Below are 24,236 nucleotides of genomic sequence, written 5' to 3'. Positions count from 1 at the left end.
GCTATGGTGTAATTGGCAGCACGAGGGTTTCTGGTTCCCTTAGTCTAGGTTCGAGTCCTGGTAGCCCAGCTCGCAGGAGCTGTCGTAGTACATGCAGCAGTCTGCAAGGCCCCCGTTGTGTAGCGGCCTAGCACGCCGCCCTCTCAAGGCGGTAGCGCCGGTTCGAATCCGGTCGGGGGTACGTCGAAGAAGGCCTTCCGCATCGCGGGGGGCCTTTTCGCGTGGGCGACGGGTACGCCGGGCCGCGCATCGAAGCCTCCGCGTCTGTCGCCGAGGAGCGGCGGACTGGGACCTCTTGCCCTGAAAGCGGTGGAGCAGGTCGGGGGAGACATCCAACTCGATCTGTCCGGGCCGGAGTTCCTCGGATCACACCGGTCGGCGGCTGGGACGAGTCCGCCGGCCTGTGACCGGTAACCGGCCAGCCCCGGAGGGGCTGGAGATCGCCGCTGAGCGGGAAAGTTCCGCGCAGCGGGCACATCCAGCCCCTCCGGGGCTTGAGGGCATACCCACAGGGCGTCCGGGGTTCCGGGGGCTGGCCCCGGCTCAGCCGCCCGAGCGCCGCAGCGCCTCCGAGAGGCGCGCTGCCGAGTCGATGACCGCCTGGGCGTGCATGCGACCCGGGTGGCGGGTCAGCCGCTCGATGGGTCCGGATACCGAGACGGCCGCGACCACGCGGTTGGACGGTCCGCGCACGGGCGCCGACACCGACGCCACGCCCGGCTCGCGCTCGCCGATCGACTGGGCCCAGCCCCGGCGGCGTACACCGGACAGGGCGGTCGCCGTGAAGCGGGCGCCCTGGAGGCCGCGGTGCAGGCGCTCGGGCTCCTCCCAGGCCATCAGGATCTGGGCGGACGAGCCCGCTTTCATGGTGAGCGTGGAGCCCACCGGGACGGTGTCCCGCAGTCCGGACAGCCGCTCGGCCGCCGCGACGCAGATACGCATGTCGCCCTGCCGGCGGTAGAGCTGCGCGCTCTCGCCCGTCACGTCGCGCAGGTGCGTGAGTACGGGTCCCGCCGTGGCCAGCAGGCGGTCCTCGCCCGCCGCCGCGGACAGCTCCGACAGCCGCGGGCCCAGGATGAACCGGCCCTGCATGTCCCTCGCCACCATCCGGTGGTGTTCCAGTGCCACGGCAAGGCGATGTGCCGTGGGTCGTGCAAGCCCTGTCGCCGCGACCAGCCCGGCGAGGGTGGCCGGACCGGACTCCAGTGCGCTCAGTACCAGAGCTGCCTTGTCGAGAACGCCGACGCCGCTAGAGTTGTCCATGCGTCGATACTCGCGTCTCACTCTGTGAAACGCAAGTTCAATTTTTCCGGGAACTTGCGAATCTGTAGGGGAGGCCGCACAACGGCTCAGCAGCCACCGCCCCGTACGGGGGTGCGGGCGGGGGCGATCCGATCTCTAGATGGGCCGGCGAAGACGCCGGCCGAAGGGAAAGCGATGGGTAGGACACTTGCGGAGAAGGTCTGGGACGACCATGTCGTCAGGCGCGCCGAGGGCGAGCCGGACCTCCTCTTCATCGATCTGCACCTGCTGCACGAGGTGACCAGCCCGCAGGCCTTCGACGGCCTCCGCAAGAGCGGCCGCCAGGTGCGGCGGCTCGACCTCACCATCGCCACCGAGGATCACAACACCCCGACCCTCGACATCGACAAGCCGATCGCGGACCCGGTCTCCCGGGTACAGCTGGAGACGCTGCGCAAGAACTGCGCCGACTTCGGTGTACGGCTGCACCCGCTCGGCGATGTCGAGCAGGGCGTCGTCCATGTGGTGGGACCGCAGCTGGGCCTGACTCAGCCGGGCACCACCGTGGTCTGCGGTGACAGTCACACCTCCACGCACGGCGCGTTCGGCGCGCTGGCCTTCGGCATCGGTACGTCGCAGGTGGAGCACGTACTGGCCACCCAGACGCTGCCCATGGCCCCGCCGAAGACCATGGCGATCACGGTCGAGGGCGAACTGCCCGCCGACGTAACCGCCAAGGACCTGATCCTCGCGATCATCGCGAAGATCGGCACCGGCGGCGGTCAGGGTTACGTACTCGAATACCGCGGCTCCGCCATCGAGAAGCTCTCGATGGAGGCCCGGATGACCATCTGCAACATGTCGATCGAGGCCGGTGCGCGGGCGGGCATGATCGCCCCCGACAAGACCACCTTCGACTACCTCGAGGGCCGTGCCCACGCCCCCAAGGACGAGGACTGGGACGCCGCAGTCGCCTACTGGGAGACGCTGCGTTCCGACGACGACGCCGTCTTCGACGCCGAGGTCGTCATCGGCGCCGCCGAGCTGGCGCCGTTCGTCACCTGGGGCACCAACCCGGGCCAGGGCGCGCCGCTGTCGGCGAACGTCCCCGACCCTGCTTCGTACGAGGACGCTTCGGAGCGCTTCGCCGCCGAAAAGGCCCTGGAATACATGGGGTTGACCGCGGGGCAGCCGCTGCGCGAGATCAAGGTCGACACCGTCTTCGTAGGTTCGTGCACCAACGGCCGGATCGAGGACCTGCGGGCCGCGGCGGCCCTGATGGACGGCCGCAAAGTCGCCGACGGTGTACGGATGCTGGTCGTTCCCGGTTCCGTGCGCGTCGCTCTCCAGGCGATCGAAGAGGGCCTGGACAAGGTGTTCACCGCCGCCGGGGCCGAATGGCGGCACGCGGGCTGCTCGATGTGTCTGGGTATGAACCCGGACCAGCTGGCGCCCGGTGAGCGCTCCGCGTCCACCTCCAACCGCAACTTCGAGGGCAGGCAGGGCAAGGGCGGCCGTACCCACCTGGTGTCGCCGCAGGTCGCCGCCGCCACGGCGGTGCTGGGCCACCTGGCCGCGCCCGTCGACCTGTCCGACGCTCCGACGCTCGTGGAGGCCTGAGCAGCATGGCCATGGAAGCTTTCACCACACACACCGGCCGGGCCGTTCCGCTGCGCCGCAGCAACGTCGACACCGACCAGATCATCCCGGCGCACTGGCTGAAGAAGGTCACCCGCGACGGTTTCGAGGACGGGCTGTTCGAGGCCTGGCGCAAGGACCCGCAGTTCGTGCTCAACCGCCCCGAGCGGGAAGGTGCCACGGTGCTGGTGGCGGGTCCGGACTTCGGTACGGGCTCCTCCCGTGAGCACGCCGTGTGGGCCCTGCAGAATTTCGGCTTCAAAGCCGTGATCTCCTCGCGGTTCGCCGACATCTTCCGCGGTAACTCGCTCAAGAACGGCCTGCTGACCGTCGTACTGGACCAGAAGACCGTGGACGCGCTCTGGGATCTGGTCGAGGCCGACCCCACGGCGGAGATCACCGTGGACCTCGAGGACCGTCAAGTCCGTGCCGGAAGCATTACGGCCGATTTTGAGCTTGACGAGAACGCCCGCTGGCGGCTGCTGAACGGTCTCGACGACATCAGCATCACCCTCCAGAACGAGCCGTCCATCGCCGCTTACGAGGCCGGCAGGCCGTCGTTCAAGCCCAGTACGGTGCAGGTCTGACCCTCTTCCGTCACTCCGTTGCCCCCTGCCGTTCGCGGTGGGGGGCAACTGCGTGTTTGTGCCCCAACTCCCGTGGTACACGAGGGACATGAACGAGGAAACGTCTGTGTCCAGGACGTCTTTTGGACGTCCGGATTGCATTAGTTGCCCCCGCCGGAGGCGACAACTCGCCCCAGATGGCACAATCGGTGCATGGGACGCGACAGCCAACTCGAGCTCTATGAGGCAGTCGCGGGCCGGTTGAAAGAAGCACACACAAGGGTGCGCACACTGCAAGTCCCGGAGGGCGTACGGATGGCGCTGACCCGGAAGCTGCTGGTCATAACGGCTGCGGCGAAACACGATCTCGCCGATGCGGCAAGGCGCCTGGACAGGTTGATGAAGGACCTCGATGAGGGTCGATTCCCTGAAGGCGACTGAGACCTGTGGAAGTCCTCAAGGTCTACTTCGTTGCGGCACTAGGGTGATTAGCCCGTTTCGTGTTTGATTTGCGGTATATATCTGCCTAACGTGCGAAAAAGCTTGAACACATTCGTTCTGGCAATGTCTCCGAAGGGGAAGACGTGAACAAGGCGCAGCTCGTAGAAGCGATTGCAGACAAGGTCGGCGGCCGTCAGCAGGCCGCGGACGCGGTCGACGCGGTACTCGACGCGATCGTCCGTGCAGTGGTCGCCGGCGACCGTGTGTCGGTCACCGGCTTCGGATCGTTCGAGAAGGTCGACCGTCCGGCCCGGTACGCCCGCAACCCGCAGACGGGCGAGCGGGTACGGGTCAAGAAGACCTCCGTTCCGCGCTTCCGCGCCGGTCAGGGCTTCAAGGACCTGGTCAGCGGCTCGAAGAAGCTCCCCAAGGGAGGCGAGGTCGCCGTCAAGAAGGCCCCCAAGGGCAGCCTTTCGGGTCCGGCCCCCACCATTGCCAAGTCGGCGGCCAAGAAGGCCGCCACCAAGCGGGCCGCCGCCAAGAAGACGACCCCGGCGAAGAAGGCGGCTCCGGCCAAGAAGACCACCGCCGCGGCGAAGAAGGCGACCCCGGCGAAGAAGACCGCGGGCGCCGCCAAGAAGACCACCGCGACCGCCAAGAAGGCCACCGCGACGGCGAAGAAGACGGCCGGCGCCAAGAAGGCCACGCCCGCCGCCAAGAAGACCACCGCAAAGAAGACCGCACCGGCCAAGAAGGCCACCGCGAAGAAGGCGCCGGCCAAGAAGGCCACGGCGCGCAAGACCACCGCAAAGAAGACCGCTGCCGGGAAGTAACAGGGGCAGCAAGGATCACGCGCCGGGCCGGGCTCCCTCCGGGGAGCCCGGCCCGCGGTGTGTCCGGGGGCCGGGGCTCAGAAGGTCTGCAGCGTCACGAGCGTGATGCGCAGGTCCGCGCCGTCGCCCTCACCCTCGATGCGCACCCGCTGCCCCGGGCGCAGCAGCCGCAGGCCGCCCGCGTCGAAGGCCGTGGAGTCGAAGTCCACCGGGGTGCCGTCGTCGAGCAGCACACTGCCGCTGCGGGTCTCGGAGTCGTACGTGTAAGCGGTCGCCTGCATGACCGCAGCGTATCTGCCGGTGACCGCCGCGCTCAGCCGGGCCGTGCGCGGGCCCACGCCGAGCGCCAGCGCCTCCCGCAGATCGTCTCCGGTGTCCACGTCCCGGCGTACGGAATCGACTCCGTCGAGCGGTATTTCCCGCGCGCCCGCCGCCGAATGCCGGGCACGCGAAGGGCCGCCGAAGAACGGCGCCAATTCCACCCCCGGCGATGCGGAAAGCAACGTCGTACCGATTCCGGTCGCATCAGCCAGAAATGCGCGGGGAAATGCGGCGGCGTAATCGAGCACTTGCTGCAATTCGGCCGGCCGCAGTGCGGGCAGATCCGCATTCAGCGCCGCGACGGCCGCGCCCGGCCGCAGCGCGCGCACGGTGCGCGCACCGTGCGCGAGGGCGGCGTTGAGGCCCGCGGCCGGGGCGTCCGGCGCGATGCGCGCGCCGAGGGCGGCCAGGGCGGCACCCGCGGGCCCGTCGTCCGTGACGACCACCACATCCCGTACGGCCGCGCAGGCCAGCACGGCGGCCACGGTGTCCTCGGCGAAGGCCAGAGCGAGCTTCCGGCGCAACGCGTCGCCCGCCGCCGGGGCGAGCCTGCTCTTGGCCAGCAACAGGGGCTTCAGGGGGACGACCAGGGACCACGGAGCGGCCCGGAGCGTGTTCAGTGGCCAGCCCTCCGTCCAGTGCGCGTCGGGCCCCATTGTGGCCTGCCCGTACGGCGGGCAGGGGGTCCGGGGCCCCGCCCGGGGCGTACGGTGTTCTCGACAGACAGGGGACCTGGGGCGACACTTGTGCGGCTGACCAGGCGCACCAGCACCAAGCAGCCCGGTCCTAGAGGAAGGTGTCCGAGTGTCCCGCCGCAGAATCGGCTTCTGGTACCGCCTGGCGGCGGTCATCGCTAAACCGCCGCTGGTGGTTCTGTTCAAGCGGGACTGGCGCGGAATGGAGCACATTCCGGCCGAGGGCGGATTCATCACCGCGGTCAATCACAACTCGTACCTGGACCCGCTTTCCTACGGGCACTTCCAGTACAACACGGGACGTGTGCCCCGGCTGCTGGCCAAGGCGGGCCTCTTCAAGACCCCGTTCGTCGGGATGATGCTGCGGGGTACGGGCCAGATCCCGGTCTACCGCGAGACCACCAACGCACTCGACGCCTTCCGCGCGGCGGTCGACGCCATCGAACGCGGCGAATGTGTCGCCTTCTACCCCGAGGGAACGCTCACCCGCGACCCCCGCATGTGGCCGATGGCCGGAAAGACCGGAGCGGCGCGCGTGGCCCTCATGACGAAGGCCCCCGTCATCCCGGTCGCCCAGTGGGGCGCCAACTTGGCGATGCCGCCGTACGCCAAGGAGAACAAGCTTCGGCTCTTCCCGCGCAAGACGCTTCAGGTGCGGGCCGGTCCGCCGGTCGACCTGAACCGGTTCTACGACAAGGAACCGACGCCCGAAGTGCTGCGGGAGGCGACGGAGGCCATCATGGCCGCCATCACGGAGCAGCTCGCCGAGTTGCGCGGCGAGGCCGCGCCCGCCCAGCCGTACGACCACCGCAGGGCCCGCGCGCAGCAGCGGCGCAAAGCCGAGGGAGAGAACGCAAAGTGACACGCCAGCCGGTCAAGGCGGCCGTATTCGGAACAGGCTCCTGGGGCACGGCCTTCGGCATGGTGCTGGCCGACGCGGGCTGCGAGGTGACCCTGTGGGGCCGCCGCGCCGAAGTCGCCGACGCCATCAACAACGGCCGTACGAACCCCGACTATTTCCCGGGCGTCGAACTGCCCGCCCGGCTGCGGGCCACCACCGACCCGGCCGAGGCCGCCGAGGGCGCCGACTTCACGGTGCTCGCCGTCCCCTCGCAGACGTTGCGCGGCAACCTCGCCGCGTGGGCGCCGCTGCTGCCGGCCGACACCGTCCTCGTCTCCCTGATGAAGGGAGTCGAACTCGGCACCGCCAAGCGGATGAGCGAGGTCATCGAGGAGGTCGCCAAGGCGCCCGCCGAGCGGGTCGCGGTGGTCACGGGCCCCAACCTCGCCAAGGAGATCGCGGCCCGGATGCCCGCCGCCGCGGTCGTCGCGTGCAGCGACGAGTCGGTGGCCACCCGCCTCCAGTCCGTCTGCCACACCCCGTACTTCCGCCCGTACACCAACACCGACGTCGTCGGCTGCGAACTCGGCGGCGCCGTCAAGAACGTCATCGGCCTGGCGGTCGGCATCGCGGACGGCATGGGCCTCGGCGACAACGCCAAGGGCTCGCTCATCACCCGAGGCCTCGCCGAAACGACCCGCCTGGGCCTGGCGATGGGCGCGGACCCGCTCACCTTCTCCGGACTCGCCGGACTCGGCGACCTGGTCGCCACCTGCTCGTCGCCGCTCTCCCGCAACCACACCTTCGGCACCAACCTCGGCCGGGGCATGACGCTCGAAGAGACCATCGCGGTCACCCGGCAGACCGCCGAGGGCGTCAAATCCTGCGAGTCGGTGGCCGATCTGGCCCGTCGGCACGGGGTCGACATGCCCATCACGGACACGGTCGTCGACATCGTCCACAACGGGAAGCCGCCGATCGTCGCTCTGAAGGAGCTGATGTCACGCAGCGCCAAGCCCGAGCGCCGCTGACTCCGCCCTTACTACCAGGTACCCTCAACGCGATATGAGCAGCGAGAACCTCCCCCAGAGCCCCGCGCAGGAGCCCCGCAAGCCGCGCGTGGCCGTCGTTTTCGGCGGCCGCAGCTCCGAGCACGCCATCTCGGTCGTCACGGCCGGCGCCGTACTGCGGTCCATCGACCGCGAGAAGTACGACGTACTGCCCATCGGCATCACGACGGACGGCCGCTGGGCGCTGACCGCCGACGAGCCCGACCGGATGGCCATCGCCGACCGGACCCTGCCGAGCGTCGAGAACCTCGCCGAATCGACCGAGGGCGGCGTGGTGCTCTCGGTCGACCCGAGCGTCCGCGAAGTGGTCTACACCGAGCCCGGCTCGGTCCCCAAGGCGCTGGGCGAGGTCGACGTCGTCTTCCCCATGCTGCACGGCCCGTACGGCGAGGACGGCACCCTCCAGGGCCTCCTGGAGCTCTCCGGTGTCCCGTACGTCGGTTCCGGGGTGCTCTCCTCGGCCGTCGGCCAGGACAAGGAGTACATGAAGCGGGTGTTCATCTCCTTCGGGCTGCCGGTCGGCCCGTACGAGGTCGTCCGCCCCCGCGAGTGGGAGAACGACCCCGCCGCCGCCCGCAAGAAGATCGTCGACTTCGCCGGCGAGCACGGCTGGCCGCTCTTCGTGAAGCCCGCCCGTGGCGGCTCCTCCATGGGCATCACCAAGGTCGACGACCTCTCGGGCCTCGACGAGGCGATCGAGGAGGCGCGGCGCCACGACCCCAAGATCCTCGTCGAGTCGCTGCTGCGCGGCCGTGAGATCGAGTGCGGTGTGCTGGAGTTCGAGGACGGCCCGCGCGCGAGCGTGCCGGCCGAGATCCCGCCGGTCACCTCCCACGACTTCTACGACTTCGAGGCGAAGTACATCGACTCGGCGGCCGGCCTGGTGCCCGCGCCGCTGACCGACGAGCAGACCGCCGAGGTGCGCCGGCTCGCCGTCGAGGCGTTCGACGCCGCGTCCTGCGAGGGCCTGGTGCGCGCGGACTTCTTCCTGCTCGACAGCGGCGAGTTCGTGATCAACGAGATCAACACCATGCCGGGCTTCACGCCGATCTCCATGTACCCGCGGATGTGGCAGGAGACCGGGGTGTCCTACCCGGAGCTTGTCGACCGTCTGATCCAGGCCGCGCTGCGCCGCCCTACGGGCCTGCGCTAGCGATACGGGGCCGGAGGGCCGGTACTACAGGCTCTTCGGCACCGACTTCTTCACCGGCTCCGCGAAGGCCGCCAACGGCGTCACGTCGTGGGCGTACTTCGCGGGGAGGGTCAGCTCGACGTAGGCCTCGCGGTAGGTCGTGGTGAACCGCGGGCGGCCGTCCTGCTGCCGCTCCAGCATCCAGTTGACGCCGTCCGCCTCCACTCCCTGCGCCGCCGGATCGTTCATCTTCTCCGGCCGCGGGACGCCGCAGCGCAGTACGATCGCCGGATCTCCCCATACGGCGGTGAGGTCCGACTCCGGGTCGGCGGTGCGCCGCTTCTGCCCGTCGACGGCGTCCGGCAGCTCACGGTGCAGTGACCGGCACACCCCGGCCTCTTCCGGGGCCGGGGTGGGAACCGGGACCGCGACGGCATCGTCCGTGAGGGAGCAGCCGACGGCAGCGAGGAGCAGCGCGGCGCACGACAACGACGACAACGCCGACACCGAGGAATGCGACACGAGCCGGCGGGAAGAGGAAGTCACCGGCCAAGAGTAGACGGGGCTAGATGTGCACGACCGGGCAGGTCAGAGTGCGGGTGATGCCGTCCACTTGTTGGACCTTGGCGACCACCAGCCGACCGAGGTCATCGACCGTGTCGGCCTGTGCCCGCACGATCACGTCATAGGGTCCGGTCACGTCCTCGGCCTGGATCACTCCCGGAATCTTGCCGATGGTTTCGGCGACGGACGACGCCTTTCCCACCTCGGTCTGAATAAGGATGTACGCCTGTACCACGGAACCTCCAGGGCGGCCACGAGGATCATGTGGGAGATAAAGAGACGCCACCGTATCGCAGCGTCGCGGGCAGCGGGGAGACTTGCGCGGCCGTCGGCGTACGGAGCGTGGCGTACGGAGACCAGAAGTTGACGTATGAGTTGACGGTACCTACAGCAGTGATGGCTCGCGACCGCAAGCGCACTGGGGCAGAAGGGGCACATCCATGAAGGGCACTGTGGGCGAACTGGGGGAGTTCGGGCTCATCAGAGAGCTCACCTCGCGGCTCACCTCCACCCCGGCGGTACGGCTGGGGCCCGGCGACGACGCAGCCGTCGTGGCCGCACCCGACCGGCGGGTCGTGGCGAGTACGGACATCCTCCTCGAGGGACGCCACTTTCGGCGCGACTGGTCGACCGCGTACGACGTGGGCCGCAAGGCGGCGGCCCAGAACCTCGCCGACATCGCCGCCATGGGCGCGGTGCCGACGGCGCTGCTTCTCGGGCTCGTCGTGCCCGCCGAACTCCCCGTGAGCTGGCCGACCGAGCTGATGGACGGCATCAGGGACGAGTGCCAGGTCGCGGGCGCCGCCGTCGTCGGCGGTGATGTCGTACGCGGCGAGACCATCACCGTGGCGATCACCGCGCTCGGCGACCTGCGCAACCACGAACCCGTGACGCGGGCCGGGGCGAGGCCCGGCGACGTCGTCGCGGTCACCGGCTGGCTGGGCTGGTCGGCGGCAGGTCTGGCCGTCCTCTCCCGCGGTTTCCGCTCACCGCGCGCCTTCGTCGAGGCCCACCGGCGCCCCGAGCCGCCGTACCACGCGGGCCCCGCTGCCGCCGGGCTCGGCGCCACCGCCATGACCGACGTCAGCGACGGGCTCGTCGCCGACCTCGGGCACATCGCGGAGGCCAGCAAGGTCCGTATCGATCTGCGGTCCGGGCTCATCGACATTCCGACGCAGATGTCGGACATCGGGCAGGCGGTGGGCGTGGACCCGCTGCAGTGGGTGCTGACCGGTGGAGAGGACCACGCGATCGTGGCGACATTCCCGCCGGACACGAAACTGCCCGCCCGCTGGAAGATCATCGGTGAGGTCCTCAACCCGTCGGCGCTGCCGCAGGTGACGGTCGACGGGGCGCCCTGGACGAGCAAGGGCGGCTGGGACCACTTCGGCGACGACCATTTCGGGGACATCGAGACGGGGCTGTAGCCCGGTCCCGGGGGCCGGGCGTACTAGATTCGCCCGTATGCGAATACTTCCCTGCGTCCTCACCGTCGCCGGATCCGACTCCGGCGGCGGTGCGGGCATCCAGGCCGACCTCAAGACGATGCTGGCCCTCGGCGTGCACGGCATGAGCGTGCTCACCGCGGTGACGGCGCAGAACTCGCTGGGTGTGCAAGGCGCCTGGGACCTGCCGGTGGAGGCCGTAAGGGCGCAGTACCGCAGCGTCGTCGACGACATCGGCGTACAGGCCGTGAAGACCGGGATGCTGTCCTCGGCCGAACTCGTCGAGACGGTCGCGGAGCTGCTCGCCGGCACCGACGCGCCGGTGGTCGTCGACCCGGTGGGCGTCTCCAAGCACGGCGACCCGCTGCTCGCCACCTCCGCCCTGGAATCGGTACGGACGAAGCTGCTCCCCACGGCGACCGTCGCCACTCCGAACCTCGACGAGGTCGCCCAGCTCACCGGCGTACGCGTGGAATCCGAGGCCGGACTGCGGCGGGCGGCCGGAGCGCTGCTCGAATTCGGGCCGCGCTGGGTCCTCGTCAAGGGCGGGCACCTGCCGGGCGACGCGGTGGACCTGCTCACGGACGGCACCGAGGAGTACTGGCTCCGCGCTCCCCGGCACGACAACCGCCACACGCACGGGACGGGCTGCACGCTGGCGTCCGCGATCGCGTCCGGCCTGGCGAAGGGGCTCGACATACCGCAGGCCGTCGCCGCCGCCAAGGAGTACGTGACGGAGGCGATCGCGGCCGGGTTCGCGCTCGGGTCCGGGATCGGCCCGGTGGACCACGGCTGGCGCCTCAGGAGTACTCCTTCAGCCTGATGTTCGTCGCCGCCTTCTCGGTGATCTTCTTGAAGACCCCCGCGAGCAGCCGCGAACTCATCATCCGGTACGCCCGGTCGCGCTGCCGGATCTTCTTCTCGGTGGGCGGCGCGAGGAAGGGGCCCGCGTTCCCCGCCGTCTTCTGGCAGCCCTTCGCGAAGTCGGAGACCTCCGCCTCGTACGCCGCGAAGGCGGTGCGCTGGTCGCCGCGCGCGGCGGCGAGTTCACCCGCCAGGACGTAGGCGCACACGAGCGCCGCGCCGGTCCCCATGCCGCCCATGGTCGCGCCGTGACCCGCGTCGCCGAGCAGCACCACTCGGCCCCTGGACAGCCGGTCGATGTGGATCTGCGCGATCGCGTCGAAGTACAGTCCATCGGCGGCGTCGAGGGCGGCCAGTATCTTCGGGGTCTCCCAGCCCATGTCCGCGTACCGCGCGGCGAGGATCTCCTTCTGCCGGGGGAGGTCGCCCCGCTCGTACTCCAGCCGCTTCGAGGCGAAGACGAAGCTCGCACCGGCCCGGTCGGGGTCGCCGTCGTAGTTGGCGAGGGAGGCCATGCGACCGGGGTCGCTGCAGATCCGCGCGGTCCGGTCGAGACCGAGGTGGTTGGGCAGGTCGAAGCCGGCGACGTAGTACCCGAGGAAGCGCAGGTACCGCGACTCGTCGCCGAAGGCGAGACGACGGGTGCTCGAGTGCAGTCCGTCGGCACCGACGACGAGGTCGAAGCGGCGCGCCCGCGGTCGAAGGTGACGTCGATGCCGTCGGCGTCCTCGGTCATGCCGGCGATCGAGTCTCCGAAGACGTACTCGACGGTGTCCCTGGTGCGCTCGTACAGGATGGCGGAGAGATCGCCCCGGAAGATCTCCACATCGCCGCTCAGCATGGCGGAGGGCAGATCGACGCGCGGGCGTCCGTCGATGTCGACGACGCTCTGCACACCCATGCGGGTCTGCCGACGGTGGACCTCGTCCCAGATGCCGAGCTCCTGGAGGACCTTGCGGTGGACATGGCCGCGGAAGTCGACGGCGAAGCCGCCGGCGCGCAGGGCGGGGGCCTTCTCGACGACGGTGACACGGGCGCCGTACCGGGAGAGCTGGAGGCGAGGGCGGGGCCGGCCAGCCGCAGTTCGTCCAGCCGGGCGGCCTGCGCCTCGGCGAACGGCACCCCTGCCAGGTCGGCGAGCGCCCGCCCGCGCCACAGCCCGAGCGCCTCCCGCAGCAGCTCCGCCGCCCGCGCGTGATCGCCCTCGGCGAGGGCCCGGTGTCCCGCGCGGGCCAGCCGTTCGAAGCGGTGCGCGTCCACGTCCTCGGGGTCCGCGACGAGGCGGTAGCCGGCCGGCAGCGACTCGACGGTCACGCCGAGACGCTTGCGCAGGCGGGACACCTGGGACTGGAGCGCGTTGGCGGCCCCGGCCGGCGGCTCGTCGCCGTACAGGCCGTCGGTCAGCCGGTCCGTGCCCACGACCCGGCCCGCGTCCAGCAGCAGCAGAGCGAGGAGGGCGCGCGGGCGGGGGCCGCCGGGAGCGAGCGCGTCACCGTCGGAGGAGCGGATGTCGAGACAGGGGTGCCGACAGGCGTCCGGACATATCTGACGGGCGTCCGGACACAAAAGAACCGGCCCACCACGAGGGTGGACCGGTTCTTAAGCAACCAGCTAGGTGGCCGCGCTTGGCATACGTCAGCGCGAGACCTTGCCGGCCTTGATGCACGAGGTGCAGACGTTGAGCCGCTTCGGCGTCCGACCGACCACTGCACGCACGCGCTGGATGTTGGGATTCCAGCGACGAGACGTACGGCGGTGCGAGTGCGAAATGTTGTTGCCGAAGCCCGGCCCCTTGCCGCAGACGTCGCAGTTGGCAGCCACGGGTCACTCCAAAGACTTCAGATGCACTTACAGTGGATCCCGGCATGCCGGGATCGAAGAATCGAGTGGCGTAGCCGGGGGAATGTCCCGATTTTCATCGGGCAACCGGAGCAGCATACATCGGCTGCTCCCGTAGAACGAAACTACCATGGCTCCCGAGGCCCCCCGCCCCGTCCCCCTGGGTCCGCCCCCGCCACCGAGATGGCGGGACGCGCGACTACCCTGCGGTTCAACCCGCTCTCAAGGAGGACGCCAGGTGCCGCAGACCCTCGACGCCGTCGCGGTACGCACCTGGTGCTCACTGGCCCTCGAGGCGCTGGGCAGAGCCCGCGAGGAAATCGACGCGATCAACGTCTATCCGGTCGCGGACGGGGACACCGGCACCAACCTCTACCTGACCGTGGAATCCGCCGTACAGGCTGTCGAAGCGGTGTTCACCGCACACGAGACCGTCACCGGCGCCGACGCCGCGCAGCCCTCGGTTCCCGCTCTCGCCGACGCGGTACGGGCCATGGCCCACGGCGCCCTCATCGGCGCCCGGGGCAACTCCGGGACCATCCTCGCGCAACTGCTGCGCGGCATGGCGCAGGTGCTCTCGGACCGGGCCGCCGACGCGGAGGGACTGCGCCGGGCCCTGCGCAGGGCCGCCGAATCGGCCTACCAGGCCGTCGCGCACCCCGTGGAGGGCACCGTACTCACCGTCGCGACGGCCGCGGCCGAGGCCGCCGAACAGGCGGGCGGCGACGCCACCGAGGTGGTGCGCGCGGCGTACGCGGGGGCGCGCACCGCGCTCGACGAGACCCCCCGGCAGCTTGCGGTGCTCGGCCGTGCGGGTGTGGTCGACGCGGGCGGCCGGGGCCTGGTGGCCGTGCTCGGCGCGCTCGTGGAAGCCGTCTCGGGCGAGGCCGTCGCCGTACGCAAGAGGGAAGCGCCGGCGCCACTGCCCGTCGGCGACGACTGCCCGGCGGACGCGGAGTGTGCGGACGCGGCACAGGAGGGCGGTCCCGCCTTCGAGGTGATCTACCTGCTCGAGGCGGACGACGCGGCGGTGGCCCGGCTGCGCACCCGGCTCGACGGGCTCGGGGACTCGCTGGTGGTGGTCGGCGGCGACGGCCTGTGGAACGTCCATGTGCACGTGGACGACGCGGGCGCGGCCGTGGAGGCGGGCGTCGAGGCCGGCCGGCCGTACCGGATCCGCATCACGCACTTCGCCGCCGACCGGGCCGCGCCGCCCCGGGAGCGGGCCCAGCGGGCTGTCGTGGCCGTCGTGCCCGGCGAGGGGCTCGCGGGACTGTGCGCGGAAGCCGGCGCGACGACGGTGCTCGCGCGTCCGGGGGAGCCGCCCGCGAGCGGGGAACTGGCGGAGGCGATCCGGCGCGCCCACGCGCGCGAGGTGGTCCTCCTGCCGAACGACGCCGACCTGCGGCACACGGCGGCAGCTGCGGCGGAACAGGTCCGTACCGAAGGGGTACGGGTCGCCCTCATCCCGACCCGCGCCGCGGTCCAGGGCATCGCGGCCCTCGCTGTCCACGAACCCGACCGGCGCTTCGACGAGGACGTCGTGGCGATGACGTCGGCGGCGGGCGCCACCCGCTACGGCGAACTGACCGTCGCCGAGCGGCAGTCGTGGACGATGGCGGGCATCTGCCAGGCCGGTGACGTGCTCGGCCTGATCGACGGCGACGTGGCCGTGATCGGGTCCGACCTCACGGCGGCGGCCCGCACGGTCCTGGACCGCATGCTGGCGGCGGGTGGCGAGATGGTCACCCTGGTCCTGGGGGAGGCGGCGCCGGCGGGCCTGGCGGAGTACCTCGAAGCGCATGTCCGCGAGTCCCACCTGGCGGTGGACACGGTGACGTACGACGGCGGCCGCCAGTCGTCCCCGCTGCTGATCGGCGTCGAGTAGCGCCTTCCGTTCGCCGCCCGCGAAGACTTCACCACCTCCCCGCCCGGGGAGACCTCCCTTTCCCCGCCCGGTGGGACCTCTCCCCGCCAGGGGAGAAAACGGGCCCTCCCGCGAGGGAGCGTGGCCCGTTGTCAGTGGTGTGGTGTGCAATGGATCCCGTGCCCGCGCTCGACGAACCACTCAAGAAGACGCTCGGCGGCACCACCGCGAAGGTGATGGCCGAGCACCTCGACCTGCACACGGTCGGTGACCTGCTGCACCATTACCCCCGGCGGTACGCCGAGCGCGGCGAGCTGACCCAGCTCGCCGACCTCCCGCTCGACGAGCACGCCACCGTGGTGGCACAGGTCGCCGACGCGCGCGTCCTGCGCTTCAACAACGGCAAGGGCCAGCGCCTGGAGGTGACCCTCACCGACGGCAGCGGACGGCTCCAGCTGGTCTTCTTCGGCAAGTCGATCTACCACCACCAGAAGGAACTGCTGCCGGGCCGCCGCGGCATGTTCTCGGGCAAGGTCGGCATGTTCCGCAACATCCGCCAGCTCTCCCACCCGGCGTACGAAATGCTCGGCAAGGACAGCGGCGCCGACGCCGTCGAGGCCTGGGCGAACCAGCTGATCCCGCTCTACCCCGCCTGCGCCCAGATGGAGAGCTGGAAGATCGCGAAGACGGTCGACGTGGTCCTGGCCTCGATGGAGGCCACCGGCTGGCAGGAGATCACCGACCCCCTGCCGACCGCCCTGCGTGAGGGCCGCGGGCTCACCGACCTGCCCGACGCGTTCCGCAAGGTCCACCGGCCCGGTACGAAGGCGGACATCGCCGAGGCGCGGGACCGGCTCAAGTGGGACGAGGCGTTCGTCCTCCAAGTCGCGCTCGCCCGGCGCCGGTTCGCCGACACCCAGCTCCCGGCCGTCGCCCGCCGCCCTGTCCCCGGCGGCCTGCTCGACGACTTCGACGCCAAGCTGCCCTTCACCCTCACCGACGGCCAGCAGCGGGTCACGAAGGAGATCTTCGACGACCTGGCCACCGAGCACCCCATGCACCGCCTCCTCCAGGGCGAAGTGGGCAGTGGCAAGACGATGGTCGCGCTGCGCGCCATGCTCGCCGTCGTCGACGCGGGCGGCCAGGCCGCGATGCTCGCGCCCACCGAGGTCCTCGCCCAGCAGCACCATCGGTCGATCACCGAGATGATGGGCGAGCTGGCCGAGGGCGGCATGCTCGGCGGCGCCGAGCAGGGCACCAAGGTCGTCCTGCTCACCGGCTCCATGGGCATGCCCACCCGCCGTCAGGCCCTGCTCGACCTCGTCACGGGCGAGGCGGGGATCGTCATCGGCACCCACGCGCTGATCGAGGACAAGGTGCAGTTCCACGACCTCGGCCTGGTCGTCGTCGACGAACAGCACCGCTTCGGAGTCGAGCAGCGCGACGCCCTGCGCTCGAAGGGCAAGCAGCCCCCGCACCTGCTGGTGATGACGGCGACCCCTATCCCGCGCACGGTCGCGATGACGGTCTTCGGCGACCTGGAGACCTCGGTCCTCGACCAGCTCCCGGCCGGCCGTTCGCCCATCGCCACCCACGTCGTCCCGGCCAAGGACAAGCCGCACTTCCTCGCCCGCGCGTGGGAGCGCGTGCGCGAAGAAGTGGAGAACGGCCACCAGGCGTACGTCGTCTGCCCCCGCATCGGCGACGACGAGGACGACCCCAAGGGAGCCAAGGGAGCCAAGGGCGCCAAGAAGAAGGCCGGTGCTGCCGAGGAGGACCCGGAGAAGCGGCCGCCGCTCGCGGTCCTGGAGATCGCCGAGCAGATCGCCGCCGGCCCCCTCGAGGTCCTGCGCGTCGAGGTCCTGCACGGCCGGATGCAGCCCGACGACAAGGACGACGTGATGCGCCGGTTCTCCGCGGGTGACGTCGACGTCCTGGTGGCCACCACCGTCATCGAGGTCGGCGTGAACGTTCCCAACGCCACCGCCATGGTGATCATGGACGCCGATCGCTTCGGAGTCTCGCAGCTGCACCAGCTGCGCGGCCGGGTCGGCCGTGGAGCGGCCCCCGGGCTGTGTCTGCTGGTCAGCGAGATGCACGAGGCGAGCCCGGCCCGCGCCCGGCTGGCCGCCGTGGCCGCCACTCTCGACGGCTTCGAGCTCTCCCGCATCGACCTCGAACAGCGCCGTGAGGGCGACGTGCTCGGCCAGGCCCAGTCCGGCGTCCGCTCGTCCCTGCGCATGCTCGCCGTCATCGACGACGAAGAGGTCATCGTGGCTGCCCGGGAGGAGGCCGTCGCCGTCGTCACCGCCGACCCCGAGCTCGAACGGCTCCCGGAGCTGCGCACGGCCCTGGACGCCCTGCTCGACAAGGAGAGGGAGCAGTACCTCGACAAGGGCTGACAATGGGGGAGCAGTATCCGTTCTGCTCACCGGCCGTGAACCCGGCAACGCACCTACGACGCTAGGACCCGACACCCATGACCCGCGTGATCGCCGGCACGGCCGGCGGACGCCGCCTGGCCGTCCCGCCGGGCAACGGCACCCGCCCCACATCCGACCGCGCGCGTGAGGGCCTGTTCTCCACCTGGGAGTCGCTGCTCGGCACGCTCGAGGGCATCAGGATCGCCGACCTGTACGCCGGCTCGGGCGCCGTGGGGCTGGAGGCACTGTCGCGCGGCGCCGTGCACGCCCTGCTCGTCGAGGCCGACAGCCGCGCCGCCCGCACCGTCCGGGACAACGTCCGCACCCTGGACCTGCCCGGCGCCGAAGTCCGGGCGGGCAAAGCAGAGCAAATCGTGACAGGCCCGGCGCCCGAGACGCCTTACGACGTGGTGTTCCTCGACCCTCCGTACGCCGTCACCGATGACGATCTTCGGGAGATCCTGCTCACACTCCGCACTCAGGGCTGGCTCGCGGACGATGCCATGGCCACCGTGGAGCGCAGCACAAGAGGTGGACAGTTCAACTGGCCCAAGGGATTTGAGCCACTGCGGGCCCGTCGCTACGGCGAGGGCACGCTTTGGTACGGTCGCGCCGCCTCTACGTGCGAAGACGCACCATGACCGGACCGGAGAGCGAGGGACTACAGATGCGCCGCGCAGTCTGTCCCGGGTCATTCGACCCGATCACCAATGGACATCTCGACATCATTGCCCGCGCCTCCAAGCTGTACGACGTCGTACACGTCGCGGTGATGATCAACCAGTCGAAGCAGGGTCTGTTCACGGTCGAGGAGCGGATCGACCTGATCCGCGAGATCACGGCCGAGTTCGGCAATGTCGAGGTCGAGGCCTTCCACGGCCTTCTCGTCGACTTCTGCAAGCAGCGCGACATCCCGGCCATCGTGAAGGGCCTGCGCGCGGTCAGCGACTTCGACTACGAGCTCCAGATGGCCCAGATGAACAACGGCCTCTCGGGCGTCGAGACCCTGTTCGTCCCCACCAACCCCACCTACAGCTTCCTCTCCTCCAGCCTGGTCAAGGAGGTCGCCGCCTGGGGCGGCGACGTCTCCCACCTGGTCCCCCCGAGGGTCCTCGGCGCGCTCACCGAGCGCCTCGCGAAGAAGTGACGATCTGACGGAGCGTCACCAGGTGTCGGACGAGGGCCGACTGCCCGTACAGTCGTCCCGTCCGTCTCCAGCCGGAAGAACAGGTGGCGAGCAAACGGTGGACGTGCAGAAGAAGCTCGACGAGATCGTCGAAGCGGTGGGCAGCGCCCGGTCCATGCCCATGTCGGCCTCGTGCGTGGTCAACCGCGCCGATCTGCTCTCGATGCTCGAAGAGGTACGCCAGGCCCTGCCCGGCTCCCTCGCGCAGGCGCAGGAGCTGATCGGCGGCCACGAGCAGCTGGCCGAGCAGGCCCGCCAGGAGGCCGAGCGGATCATCGAGTCCGCGCACGCCCAGCGCGGTTCGCTCATCTCCGACACCGAGGTCGCCCGCCGCTCCCAGGAGGAGGCCGACCGCATCCTCGCCGAGGCCCGCCGCGACGCCGAGGAGATCCGCGCCGAGGCCGACGAGTACGTCGACTCCAAGCTCGCGAACTTCGAAGTCGTGCTCACCAAGACCCTCGGCTCCGTCGACCGTGGCCGCGAGAAGCTGCTCGGCCGCGGCCCCGGCCTGGACGACCAGGGGTACGCCGACGAGGAGGCCCCGGAGCGCAGCCACGACCCGGAGACCCTGCGCCAGCGCGCGGACGAGTACGTCGACACCAAGCTCGGCGCCTTCGAGGCGGTGCTCTCCAAGACCCTCGAGGCGGTCGGCCGCGGCCGGCAGAAGCTGCACGGCCGGGTGGCCTCGGACGACCTCGGCGCGCACATGGTGGCCCAGGACGAGGCCGGCGCGCAGCGCAGCAGCGACGCGGACTTCCTCGCCGACCTGGCCGAGCCGCACGCCGTCGTGCCGATGCCCGAGCAGCAGCAGGCGCAGCAGATCCCCGCGCAGCAGTCGTACGACCCGTACGCGTACCAGCAGCCGCCGCAGCAGCAGGACCCCTACGCGTACCAGCAGCCCCAGGATCCCTACGCCGCCCAGCAGCCGGATCCGTACGCGTACCAGCAGCAGGACCCGTACGCGTACCAGCAGCAGGGCTACGGCCAGGGGCAGGGCTACGGCCGGCAGCCCCAGCAGCCCGGGCAGATCCCCGCGCAGCAGGGTGCTCTCGACGAGACCAGCCTGTTCGACACGAGCATGATCGACCTCGATCAGCTGCGGGAGTACGAGCAGGGGCGCTAGGCGCCGATTGGGCCCTGGGCGAAGCGTCAAGTATCCTGGCTCTTCGGTCGCGCGTATGCCCGCGATCACGGCTGCCCGCTTCGCGTTCCGCGACAGCGATACGGCGGCCCCCCCACAGCGAACCGAAAGCAGGAAGACCCCTGAACGCCCACCTCGACCACCGCAACCCCCTCGTGTTCGACACACACGAGCTGGGTCGGCGTCCCGGTGCGCTCCAGCGGCTGACCCGCTCGGTGGCGGCCCCCAAGGACTTCGGTATCGACGGGGTCATCGGTGTGCCCGAGGGTGCGCCGGTCAATCTCAGGCTCCGCCTCGAATCCGTCATGGAAGGGGTGCTTGTCACAGGCACCGCCCGTGCGACGGCCGAGGGGGAGTGCGTAAGGTGTCTGGAGCCGCTGGAGCTCGACGTTGCAGCGGACTTCCAGGAGATGTTCTCGTACCCTGCCGCCGATGACCGTGGCCGCTCAAAAGCGGAACCGGCCGACGACGACGAGGACGACGAGGACACGCTCTACCTCGAGGACGGTCTGTTCGACCTCGAGTCCGTGCTGCGTGATGCGGTAGTGCTCGCACTGCCGATGCAGCCGGTGTGCCGGGAGGACTGCCCCGGCCTGTGCCCGCAGTGCGGAATCAGGCTGGACGAGAACCCCGATCACAACCATGACGCCGTCGACATTCGATGGGCGGCACTGCAAGGACTCGCCGGGACCAACCAGGACGGCGAGAAGGACAACATTGGCGACGCCGCCGAGTCGGGCGTCGACGAGAAGCAGGAGAAGTAGCCGTGGCTGTTCCGAAGCGGAAGATGTCGCGCAGCAACACGCGCCACCGCCGGTCGCAGTGGAAGGCTGCGGTCCCCACCCTGGTTTCGTGTGAGCGTTGCCAGGAGCCGAAGCTCCAGCACATTGCGTGCCCGAGCTGCGGCACGTACAACAAGCGCCAGGTCCTCGAGGTCTGAGCGGCTGGTGAGAGGCACGATGTCTGACGCCAAGGCGGACAACGCCAAGAAGCCGGCGGAGAACACGGCCTCGTCCCACACGCTTCTGGAAGGGCGGCTCGGGTATCAGCTCGAGTCCGCCCTTCTGGTGCGCGCGCTGACCCACCGTTCGTACGCGTACGAGAACGGCGGCCTGCCCACCAACGAGCGCCTCGAGTTCCTCGGGGATTCCGTGCTCGGCCTGGTGGTCACGGACACGCTGTACCGGACCCACCCCGATCTGCCGGAAGGCCAGCTGGCCAAACTGCGGGCCGCGGTGGTCAACTCTCGTGCACTGGCGGAGGTGGGCCGCGGCCTCGAACTCGGCTCCTTCATCCGGCTCGGCCGGGGCGAAGAGGGCACGGGTGGCAGGGACAAGGCATCCATCCTCGCCGACACCCTTGAAGCGGTGATCGGCGCGGTCTATCTCGATCAGGGTCTCGGAGCCGCATCGGAACTGGTGCACCGGCTCTTCGATCCGCTGATCGAGAAGTCTTCGAGCCTCGGTGCGGGCCTGGACTGGAAGACCAGTCTCCAGGAACTCACCGCGAGCGAGGGCCTCGGTGTTCCCGAGTACCTCGTGTCGGAGACCGGACCCGACCACGAGAAGACCTTCACTGCTGCTGCCCGCGTCGGTGGTGTCTCGTACGGCACCGGCACCGGCCGCAGCAAGAAGGAAGCGGAACAGCAGGCGGCGGAGTCCGCGTGGCGCGCGATTCGCGCGGACGCGGACGAGCGCGCGGCGGCGGCCGAGGCCCCCGCCGAAGCGACACCCGTGACGGCCGCGGCCGACGACGCGACGCCGTCGGCCCAGGCCTCCGCCTGAGTCACGCGAGCACGGCCCGCTGTGCCCCCTGCCACATTCCGGCAGGGGGCACAGCGGTATGCTGCATGCGTGCCCGAGCTGCCCGAAGTCGAAGTCGTACGCCGCGGGTTGGAGCGCTGGGTCACCGGCCGTACCGTCTCCGAGGTGCACGTGCTGCACCCCCGGGCCGTACGCCGCCACCTCGCCGGCGGTGAGGACTTCGCCGTACGTCTCAAGGGGCACCGCATCGGGGCCGCGCGCCGCCGCGGCAAGTACCTGTGGCTGCCGCTCGAGGACACCGCCGCCTCGGTCCTCGGCCACCTCGGGATGAGCGGCCAGCTGCTCGTACAGCCCGAGGCCGCCACCGACGAGAAGCACCTGCGCATCCGCGTCCGCTTCGACGACGCCCTCGGTACGGAGCTGCGCTTCGTCGACCAGCGGACCTTCGGCGGCCTCTCGCTGCACGACAATTCCCCCGACGGGCTCCCCGACGTCATCGCGCACATCGCGCGCGACCCGCTGGACCCGGCCTTCGACGACGATGCCTTCTGCGCGGCGCTGCGCCTGCGCCGTACGACGGTCAAGCGCGCCCTGCTCGACCAGTCGCTGATCAGCGGCGTCGGCAACATCTACGCCGACGAGGCGCTGTGGCGCGCGCGGCTGCACTACGAGCGCCCCACCTCGACCCTCACGCGCCCCCGGGCCGCCGAGCTCCTCGGCCACGCGCGGGACGTCATGTACGCCGCGCTCGCCGTCGGTGGCACCAGCTTCGACAGCCTCTACGTCAACGTGAACGGCGAGTCCGGATACTTCGAGCGGTCCCTGGACGCGTACGGGCGCGAGGACGAGCCGTGCCGGCGTTGCGGAACGGCGATGCGCCGGCGGCCCTGGATGAACCGCTCCAGCTATTTCTGCCCGCGCTGTCAGCGCCCGCCGCGCGTCTCGTCGTAACGCGACCGCGCCGTCAGTACCTCCGGCATGCGCCCTTCGACCAGCTCGATCAGGGCGAGCAGCCGGTCGGCGATCTCCTGCCCCAGCGGCGTCAGGTCATAGTCCACGCGCGGTGGGTTGGTCGGCTGCGCCTGCCTGCTGACGAGGCCGTCCCGCTCCAGCGCGTGCAGCGTCTGGGACAGCATTTTCTCGCTCACCCCGTCGACCCGGCGGCGCAGCTCGTTGAAGCGCAGCGTGCCGCCCTCCTTCAGGGCGCCGATCGTCAGGCTGCCCCAGCGCCCCGTCACGTCCTCCAGGGTGCTGCGCGAGGGGCACTGCCGGGAGAACACATCGAAGGCCGGGTCGTCGCAGGTCCGCTGCGCTCTGCTGTCCATACGGCCAGCATACTCCCGGGCAGCGCTATCTCTAGGGTTGCGCTTTCTGAAAGTTAGTGCTTTTCTTCTGTTGCTCGCCACTGAGCAGAAGCGACCACGAGGAGCCGTCACCGTGACCACCCCTGTTGTTCCGCCCGTAGTCTCGATCGCCTACCACTCGGGCTACGGCCACACCGCGGTCGTCGCCGAGGCCGTCCGGGCCGGAGCTGCCGACACCGGCGCCACCGTCCACCTGATCAACGTCGACGGGATCACCGACGAGCAGTGGGCGCTGCTCGATGCCTCCGACGCGATCGTCTTCGGCTCGCCCACGTACATGGGGACCGCCTCCGGCGCCTTCCACCAGTTCGCCGAGGAGACCTCCAAGCGCTGGTTCGCGGACGCCTGGCACAACAAGCTGGCGGCCGGCTTCACCAACTCCGGCTCGAAGAGCGGCGACAAGCTGCATACGCTGCAGTTCTTCCAGACCCTCGCTGCCCAGCACGCCATGCACTGGGTGAACCTCGGTCTCAAGCCCGGCTGGAACACCACCGAGGGTTCCGAGAACGACCTCAACCGGCTCGGCTTCTTCTCGGGCGCCGGCGCCCAGACCAACGCCGACGAGGGCCCCGAGGGCGTGCACAAGGCGGACATCGCCACCGCCGAGCACCTCGGGCGCCGCGTCGCGGAGACCGCCAGGGTCTTCACGGCGGGCCGGGAAGCCGTCGCCGTCTGACCTTCCGCTTCCTCCGCCCGCGCGCCCGGTGCGCGAAAGCAAAGGCCCCCGTCGCCTTGGACGGGGGCCTTTGCTGGTGCGTGCTCAGGGGGGAGCGGACGTGGGGGTCAGAAGCCGAAGAAGTGACGTGGGGCCTCGCTGACCTGGGGGCTCCTAAGCGACCAACGCTGTGACCTGTGGCTTATCCGTCGACGGTTGTCAACGTTGGTCGCCTTCGGCTGCCCTCGGACGGCCCCGCGACGGCCCACGCGACCGCTGCGGCTCTGCTAGAACAGTGCTGTGCCTCTACCTTTCAGTAAGTCTCAGATCCAGCGGCTTGGCGAGC

At 70.2% G+C, this 24,236-nt stretch carries 26 protein-coding genes, 1 tRNA gene and 1 pseudogene; 20 read left to right on the top strand and 8 right to left on the bottom strand.

The genetic code is table 11. The annotated features are described in order from the left end of the window. Positions 1-108: 108 nt before the first annotated feature. Positions 109-181, top strand: a tRNA-Glu gene (locus tag ACWIHY_RS30825). A gap of 362 nt (positions 182-543) precedes the next feature. Here ACWIHY_RS30825 and ndgR read toward each other — a convergent pair. After that, positions 544-1,263 carry an IclR family transcriptional regulator NdgR gene (gene ndgR, locus ACWIHY_RS30820; RefSeq protein ID WP_028813744.1) on the bottom strand — a complete coding sequence of 240 codons (720 nt, stop codon included), beginning with the start codon at positions 1,261-1,263 and terminating at the stop codon, positions 544-546. 174 nt (positions 1,264-1,437) lie between these two features. On the opposite strand from ndgR, the gene leuC reads away from it, so the two are divergent. The 4 genes from leuC to ACWIHY_RS30800 all read left to right on the top strand — a co-directional run bounded on the left by leuC (position 1,438) and on the right by ACWIHY_RS30800 (position 4,720). Further along, positions 1,438-2,862: a 3-isopropylmalate dehydratase large subunit gene (leuC, locus tag ACWIHY_RS30815; protein ID WP_454379285.1), complete on the top strand. Its 1,425-nt coding sequence runs from the start codon at positions 1,438-1,440 to the stop codon at positions 2,860-2,862. Positions 2,863-2,873: 11 nt separating this feature from the next. Next, the gene (leuD, locus tag ACWIHY_RS30810; RefSeq protein WP_454379313.1) at positions 2,874-3,467 is read left to right on the top strand and encodes a 3-isopropylmalate dehydratase small subunit; all 594 of its coding nucleotides are present in this window, start codon (positions 2,874-2,876) and stop codon (positions 3,465-3,467) included. Between the two features lie 192 nt (positions 3,468-3,659). Next, positions 3,660-3,887, top strand: a complete 228-nt coding sequence (locus tag ACWIHY_RS30805; RefSeq protein ID WP_454379283.1) for an SCO5555 family protein — start codon at positions 3,660-3,662, stop codon at positions 3,885-3,887. 143 nt (positions 3,888-4,030) lie between these two features. Continuing rightward, positions 4,031-4,720, top strand: coding sequence for an HU family DNA-binding protein (locus ACWIHY_RS30800; RefSeq protein WP_454379282.1), 690 nt, complete (start codon positions 4,031-4,033; stop codon positions 4,718-4,720). Positions 4,721-5,028: 308 nt separating this feature from the next. On the opposite strand, the pseudogene cofC reads toward ACWIHY_RS30800, so the two are convergent. Beyond that, a pseudogene (cofC, locus tag ACWIHY_RS30795) lies at positions 5,029-5,658 on the bottom strand (2-phospho-L-lactate guanylyltransferase); the annotation flags it as partial. 187 nt (positions 5,659-5,845) lie between these two features. Here cofC and ACWIHY_RS30790 point away from each other — a divergent pair. From ACWIHY_RS30790 to ACWIHY_RS30780, 3 genes are read left to right on the top strand one after another with little or no spacing between them, the layout of a single operon-like run. After that, the gene (locus ACWIHY_RS30790) at positions 5,846-6,598 is read left to right on the top strand and encodes a lysophospholipid acyltransferase family protein (protein ID WP_454379280.1); all 753 of its coding nucleotides are present in this window, start codon (positions 5,846-5,848) and stop codon (positions 6,596-6,598) included. Further along, positions 6,595-7,608 (top strand): NAD(P)H-dependent glycerol-3-phosphate dehydrogenase, encoded by a 1,014-nt coding sequence (locus tag ACWIHY_RS30785; RefSeq protein WP_454379279.1) that lies wholly within the window; start codon positions 6,595-6,597, stop codon positions 7,606-7,608. The genes ACWIHY_RS30790 and ACWIHY_RS30785 overlap by 4 nt, the downstream gene beginning before the upstream one ends. A gap of 34 nt (positions 7,609-7,642) precedes the next feature. Beyond that, positions 7,643-8,800 carry a D-alanine--D-alanine ligase family protein gene (locus tag ACWIHY_RS30780; protein ID WP_454379277.1) on the top strand — a complete coding sequence of 386 codons (1,158 nt, stop codon included), beginning with the start codon at positions 7,643-7,645 and terminating at the stop codon, positions 8,798-8,800. A gap of 24 nt (positions 8,801-8,824) precedes the next feature. Here the strand turns inward: ACWIHY_RS30780 and ACWIHY_RS30775 are convergent, their stop codons facing one another. Both ACWIHY_RS30775 and ACWIHY_RS30770 read right to left on the bottom strand, forming a co-directional pair. Beyond that, the gene (locus ACWIHY_RS30775; protein WP_454379275.1) at positions 8,825-9,325 is read right to left on the bottom strand and encodes a DUF3515 domain-containing protein; all 501 of its coding nucleotides are present in this window, start codon (positions 9,323-9,325) and stop codon (positions 8,825-8,827) included. Between the two features lie 19 nt (positions 9,326-9,344). Beyond that, positions 9,345-9,578 carry an Lrp/AsnC family transcriptional regulator gene (locus tag ACWIHY_RS30770; protein WP_069926747.1) on the bottom strand — a complete coding sequence of 78 codons (234 nt, stop codon included), beginning with the start codon at positions 9,576-9,578 and terminating at the stop codon, positions 9,345-9,347. Positions 9,579-9,783: 205 nt separating this feature from the next. Between ACWIHY_RS30770 and ACWIHY_RS30765 the strand changes: the two genes are divergently transcribed. Beyond that, positions 9,784-10,770, top strand: coding sequence for a thiamine-phosphate kinase (locus ACWIHY_RS30765; protein WP_454379273.1), 987 nt, complete (start codon positions 9,784-9,786; stop codon positions 10,768-10,770). Between the two features lie 37 nt (positions 10,771-10,807). Continuing rightward, positions 10,808-11,611 (top strand): bifunctional hydroxymethylpyrimidine kinase/phosphomethylpyrimidine kinase, encoded by an 804-nt coding sequence (gene thiD, locus ACWIHY_RS30760; protein ID WP_454379272.1) that lies wholly within the window; start codon positions 10,808-10,810, stop codon positions 11,609-11,611. On the opposite strand, the gene ACWIHY_RS30755 is transcribed toward thiD, so the two are convergent. From ACWIHY_RS30755 to rpmB, 3 genes are all read right to left on the bottom strand, one after another. Beyond that, entirely contained in the window at positions 11,589-12,167 is a 579-nt protein-coding gene (locus ACWIHY_RS30755) for a hypothetical protein (RefSeq protein ID WP_454379270.1), read from the bottom strand. The two genes, thiD and ACWIHY_RS30755, sit on opposite strands and share 23 nt — an antisense overlap. A 319-nt stretch (positions 12,168-12,486) precedes the next feature. Next, entirely contained in the window at positions 12,487-13,218 is a 732-nt protein-coding gene (locus tag ACWIHY_RS30750; RefSeq protein ID WP_454379269.1) for an AfsR/SARP family transcriptional regulator, read from the bottom strand. Positions 13,219-13,287: 69 nt separating this feature from the next. Beyond that, positions 13,288-13,473: a 50S ribosomal protein L28 gene (gene rpmB / locus ACWIHY_RS30745; protein WP_003957616.1), complete on the bottom strand. Its 186-nt coding sequence runs from the start codon at positions 13,471-13,473 to the stop codon at positions 13,288-13,290. 148 nt (positions 13,474-13,621) lie between these two features. On the opposite strand from rpmB, the gene ACWIHY_RS30740 reads away from it, so the two are divergent. From ACWIHY_RS30740 to mutM, 9 genes are all read left to right on the top strand, one after another. After that, the gene (locus ACWIHY_RS30740; protein WP_454379268.1) at positions 13,622-15,379 is read left to right on the top strand and encodes a DAK2 domain-containing protein; all 1,758 of its coding nucleotides are present in this window, start codon (positions 13,622-13,624) and stop codon (positions 15,377-15,379) included. Between the two features lie 149 nt (positions 15,380-15,528). Continuing rightward, positions 15,529-17,760 carry an ATP-dependent DNA helicase RecG gene (gene recG, locus ACWIHY_RS30735; RefSeq protein ID WP_454379267.1) on the top strand — a complete coding sequence of 744 codons (2,232 nt, stop codon included), beginning with the start codon at positions 15,529-15,531 and terminating at the stop codon, positions 17,758-17,760. 77 nt (positions 17,761-17,837) lie between these two features. Continuing rightward, positions 17,838-18,422, top strand: a complete 585-nt coding sequence (gene rsmD, locus ACWIHY_RS30730) for a 16S rRNA (guanine(966)-N(2))-methyltransferase RsmD (RefSeq protein WP_454379266.1) — start codon at positions 17,838-17,840, stop codon at positions 18,420-18,422. 26 nt (positions 18,423-18,448) lie between these two features. Beyond that, complete coding sequence (coaD, locus tag ACWIHY_RS30725) at positions 18,449-18,928, top strand: pantetheine-phosphate adenylyltransferase (RefSeq protein WP_454379265.1); 480 nt, start codon at positions 18,449-18,451, stop codon at positions 18,926-18,928. 97 nt (positions 18,929-19,025) lie between these two features. Beyond that, a complete protein-coding gene (locus tag ACWIHY_RS30720) occupies positions 19,026-20,090 on the top strand; it encodes an ATP synthase F0 subunit B (RefSeq protein WP_454379264.1) in 1,065 nt (354 codons plus the stop codon). Positions 20,091-20,230: 140 nt separating this feature from the next. Further along, the gene (locus ACWIHY_RS30715; protein ID WP_454379311.1) at positions 20,231-20,872 is read left to right on the top strand and encodes a YceD family protein; all 642 of its coding nucleotides are present in this window, start codon (positions 20,231-20,233) and stop codon (positions 20,870-20,872) included. Between the two features lie 2 nt (positions 20,873-20,874). Further along, complete coding sequence (rpmF, locus tag ACWIHY_RS30710) at positions 20,875-21,048, top strand: 50S ribosomal protein L32 (RefSeq protein ID WP_003965982.1); 174 nt, start codon at positions 20,875-20,877, stop codon at positions 21,046-21,048. 19 nt (positions 21,049-21,067) lie between these two features. Beyond that, positions 21,068-21,892 (top strand): ribonuclease III, encoded by an 825-nt coding sequence (gene rnc / locus ACWIHY_RS30705; RefSeq protein WP_454379262.1) that lies wholly within the window; start codon positions 21,068-21,070, stop codon positions 21,890-21,892. Between the two features lie 69 nt (positions 21,893-21,961). Next, positions 21,962-22,822: a bifunctional DNA-formamidopyrimidine glycosylase/DNA-(apurinic or apyrimidinic site) lyase gene (gene mutM, locus ACWIHY_RS30700; RefSeq protein WP_454379260.1), complete on the top strand. Its 861-nt coding sequence runs from the start codon at positions 21,962-21,964 to the stop codon at positions 22,820-22,822. On the opposite strand, the gene ACWIHY_RS30695 is transcribed toward mutM, so the two are convergent. Further along, complete coding sequence (locus tag ACWIHY_RS30695) at positions 22,795-23,196, bottom strand: winged helix-turn-helix transcriptional regulator (RefSeq protein ID WP_454379258.1); 402 nt, start codon at positions 23,194-23,196, stop codon at positions 22,795-22,797. The genes mutM and ACWIHY_RS30695 overlap by 28 nt on opposite strands. Positions 23,197-23,308: 112 nt before the next feature. Between ACWIHY_RS30695 and ACWIHY_RS30690 the strand changes: the two genes are divergently transcribed. Then, positions 23,309-23,911 (top strand): flavodoxin family protein, encoded by a 603-nt coding sequence (locus ACWIHY_RS30690; protein WP_454379256.1) that lies wholly within the window; start codon positions 23,309-23,311, stop codon positions 23,909-23,911. The last annotated feature ends 325 nt before the right edge of the window (positions 23,912-24,236 follow it).

The sequence above is a fragment of the Streptomyces sp. NPDC055287 genome (genome assembly GCF_053646035.1).
The sequence above is the reverse complement of the archived record's forward strand: the minus strand, read 5'-3'. Positions and strand labels throughout refer to the sequence as shown.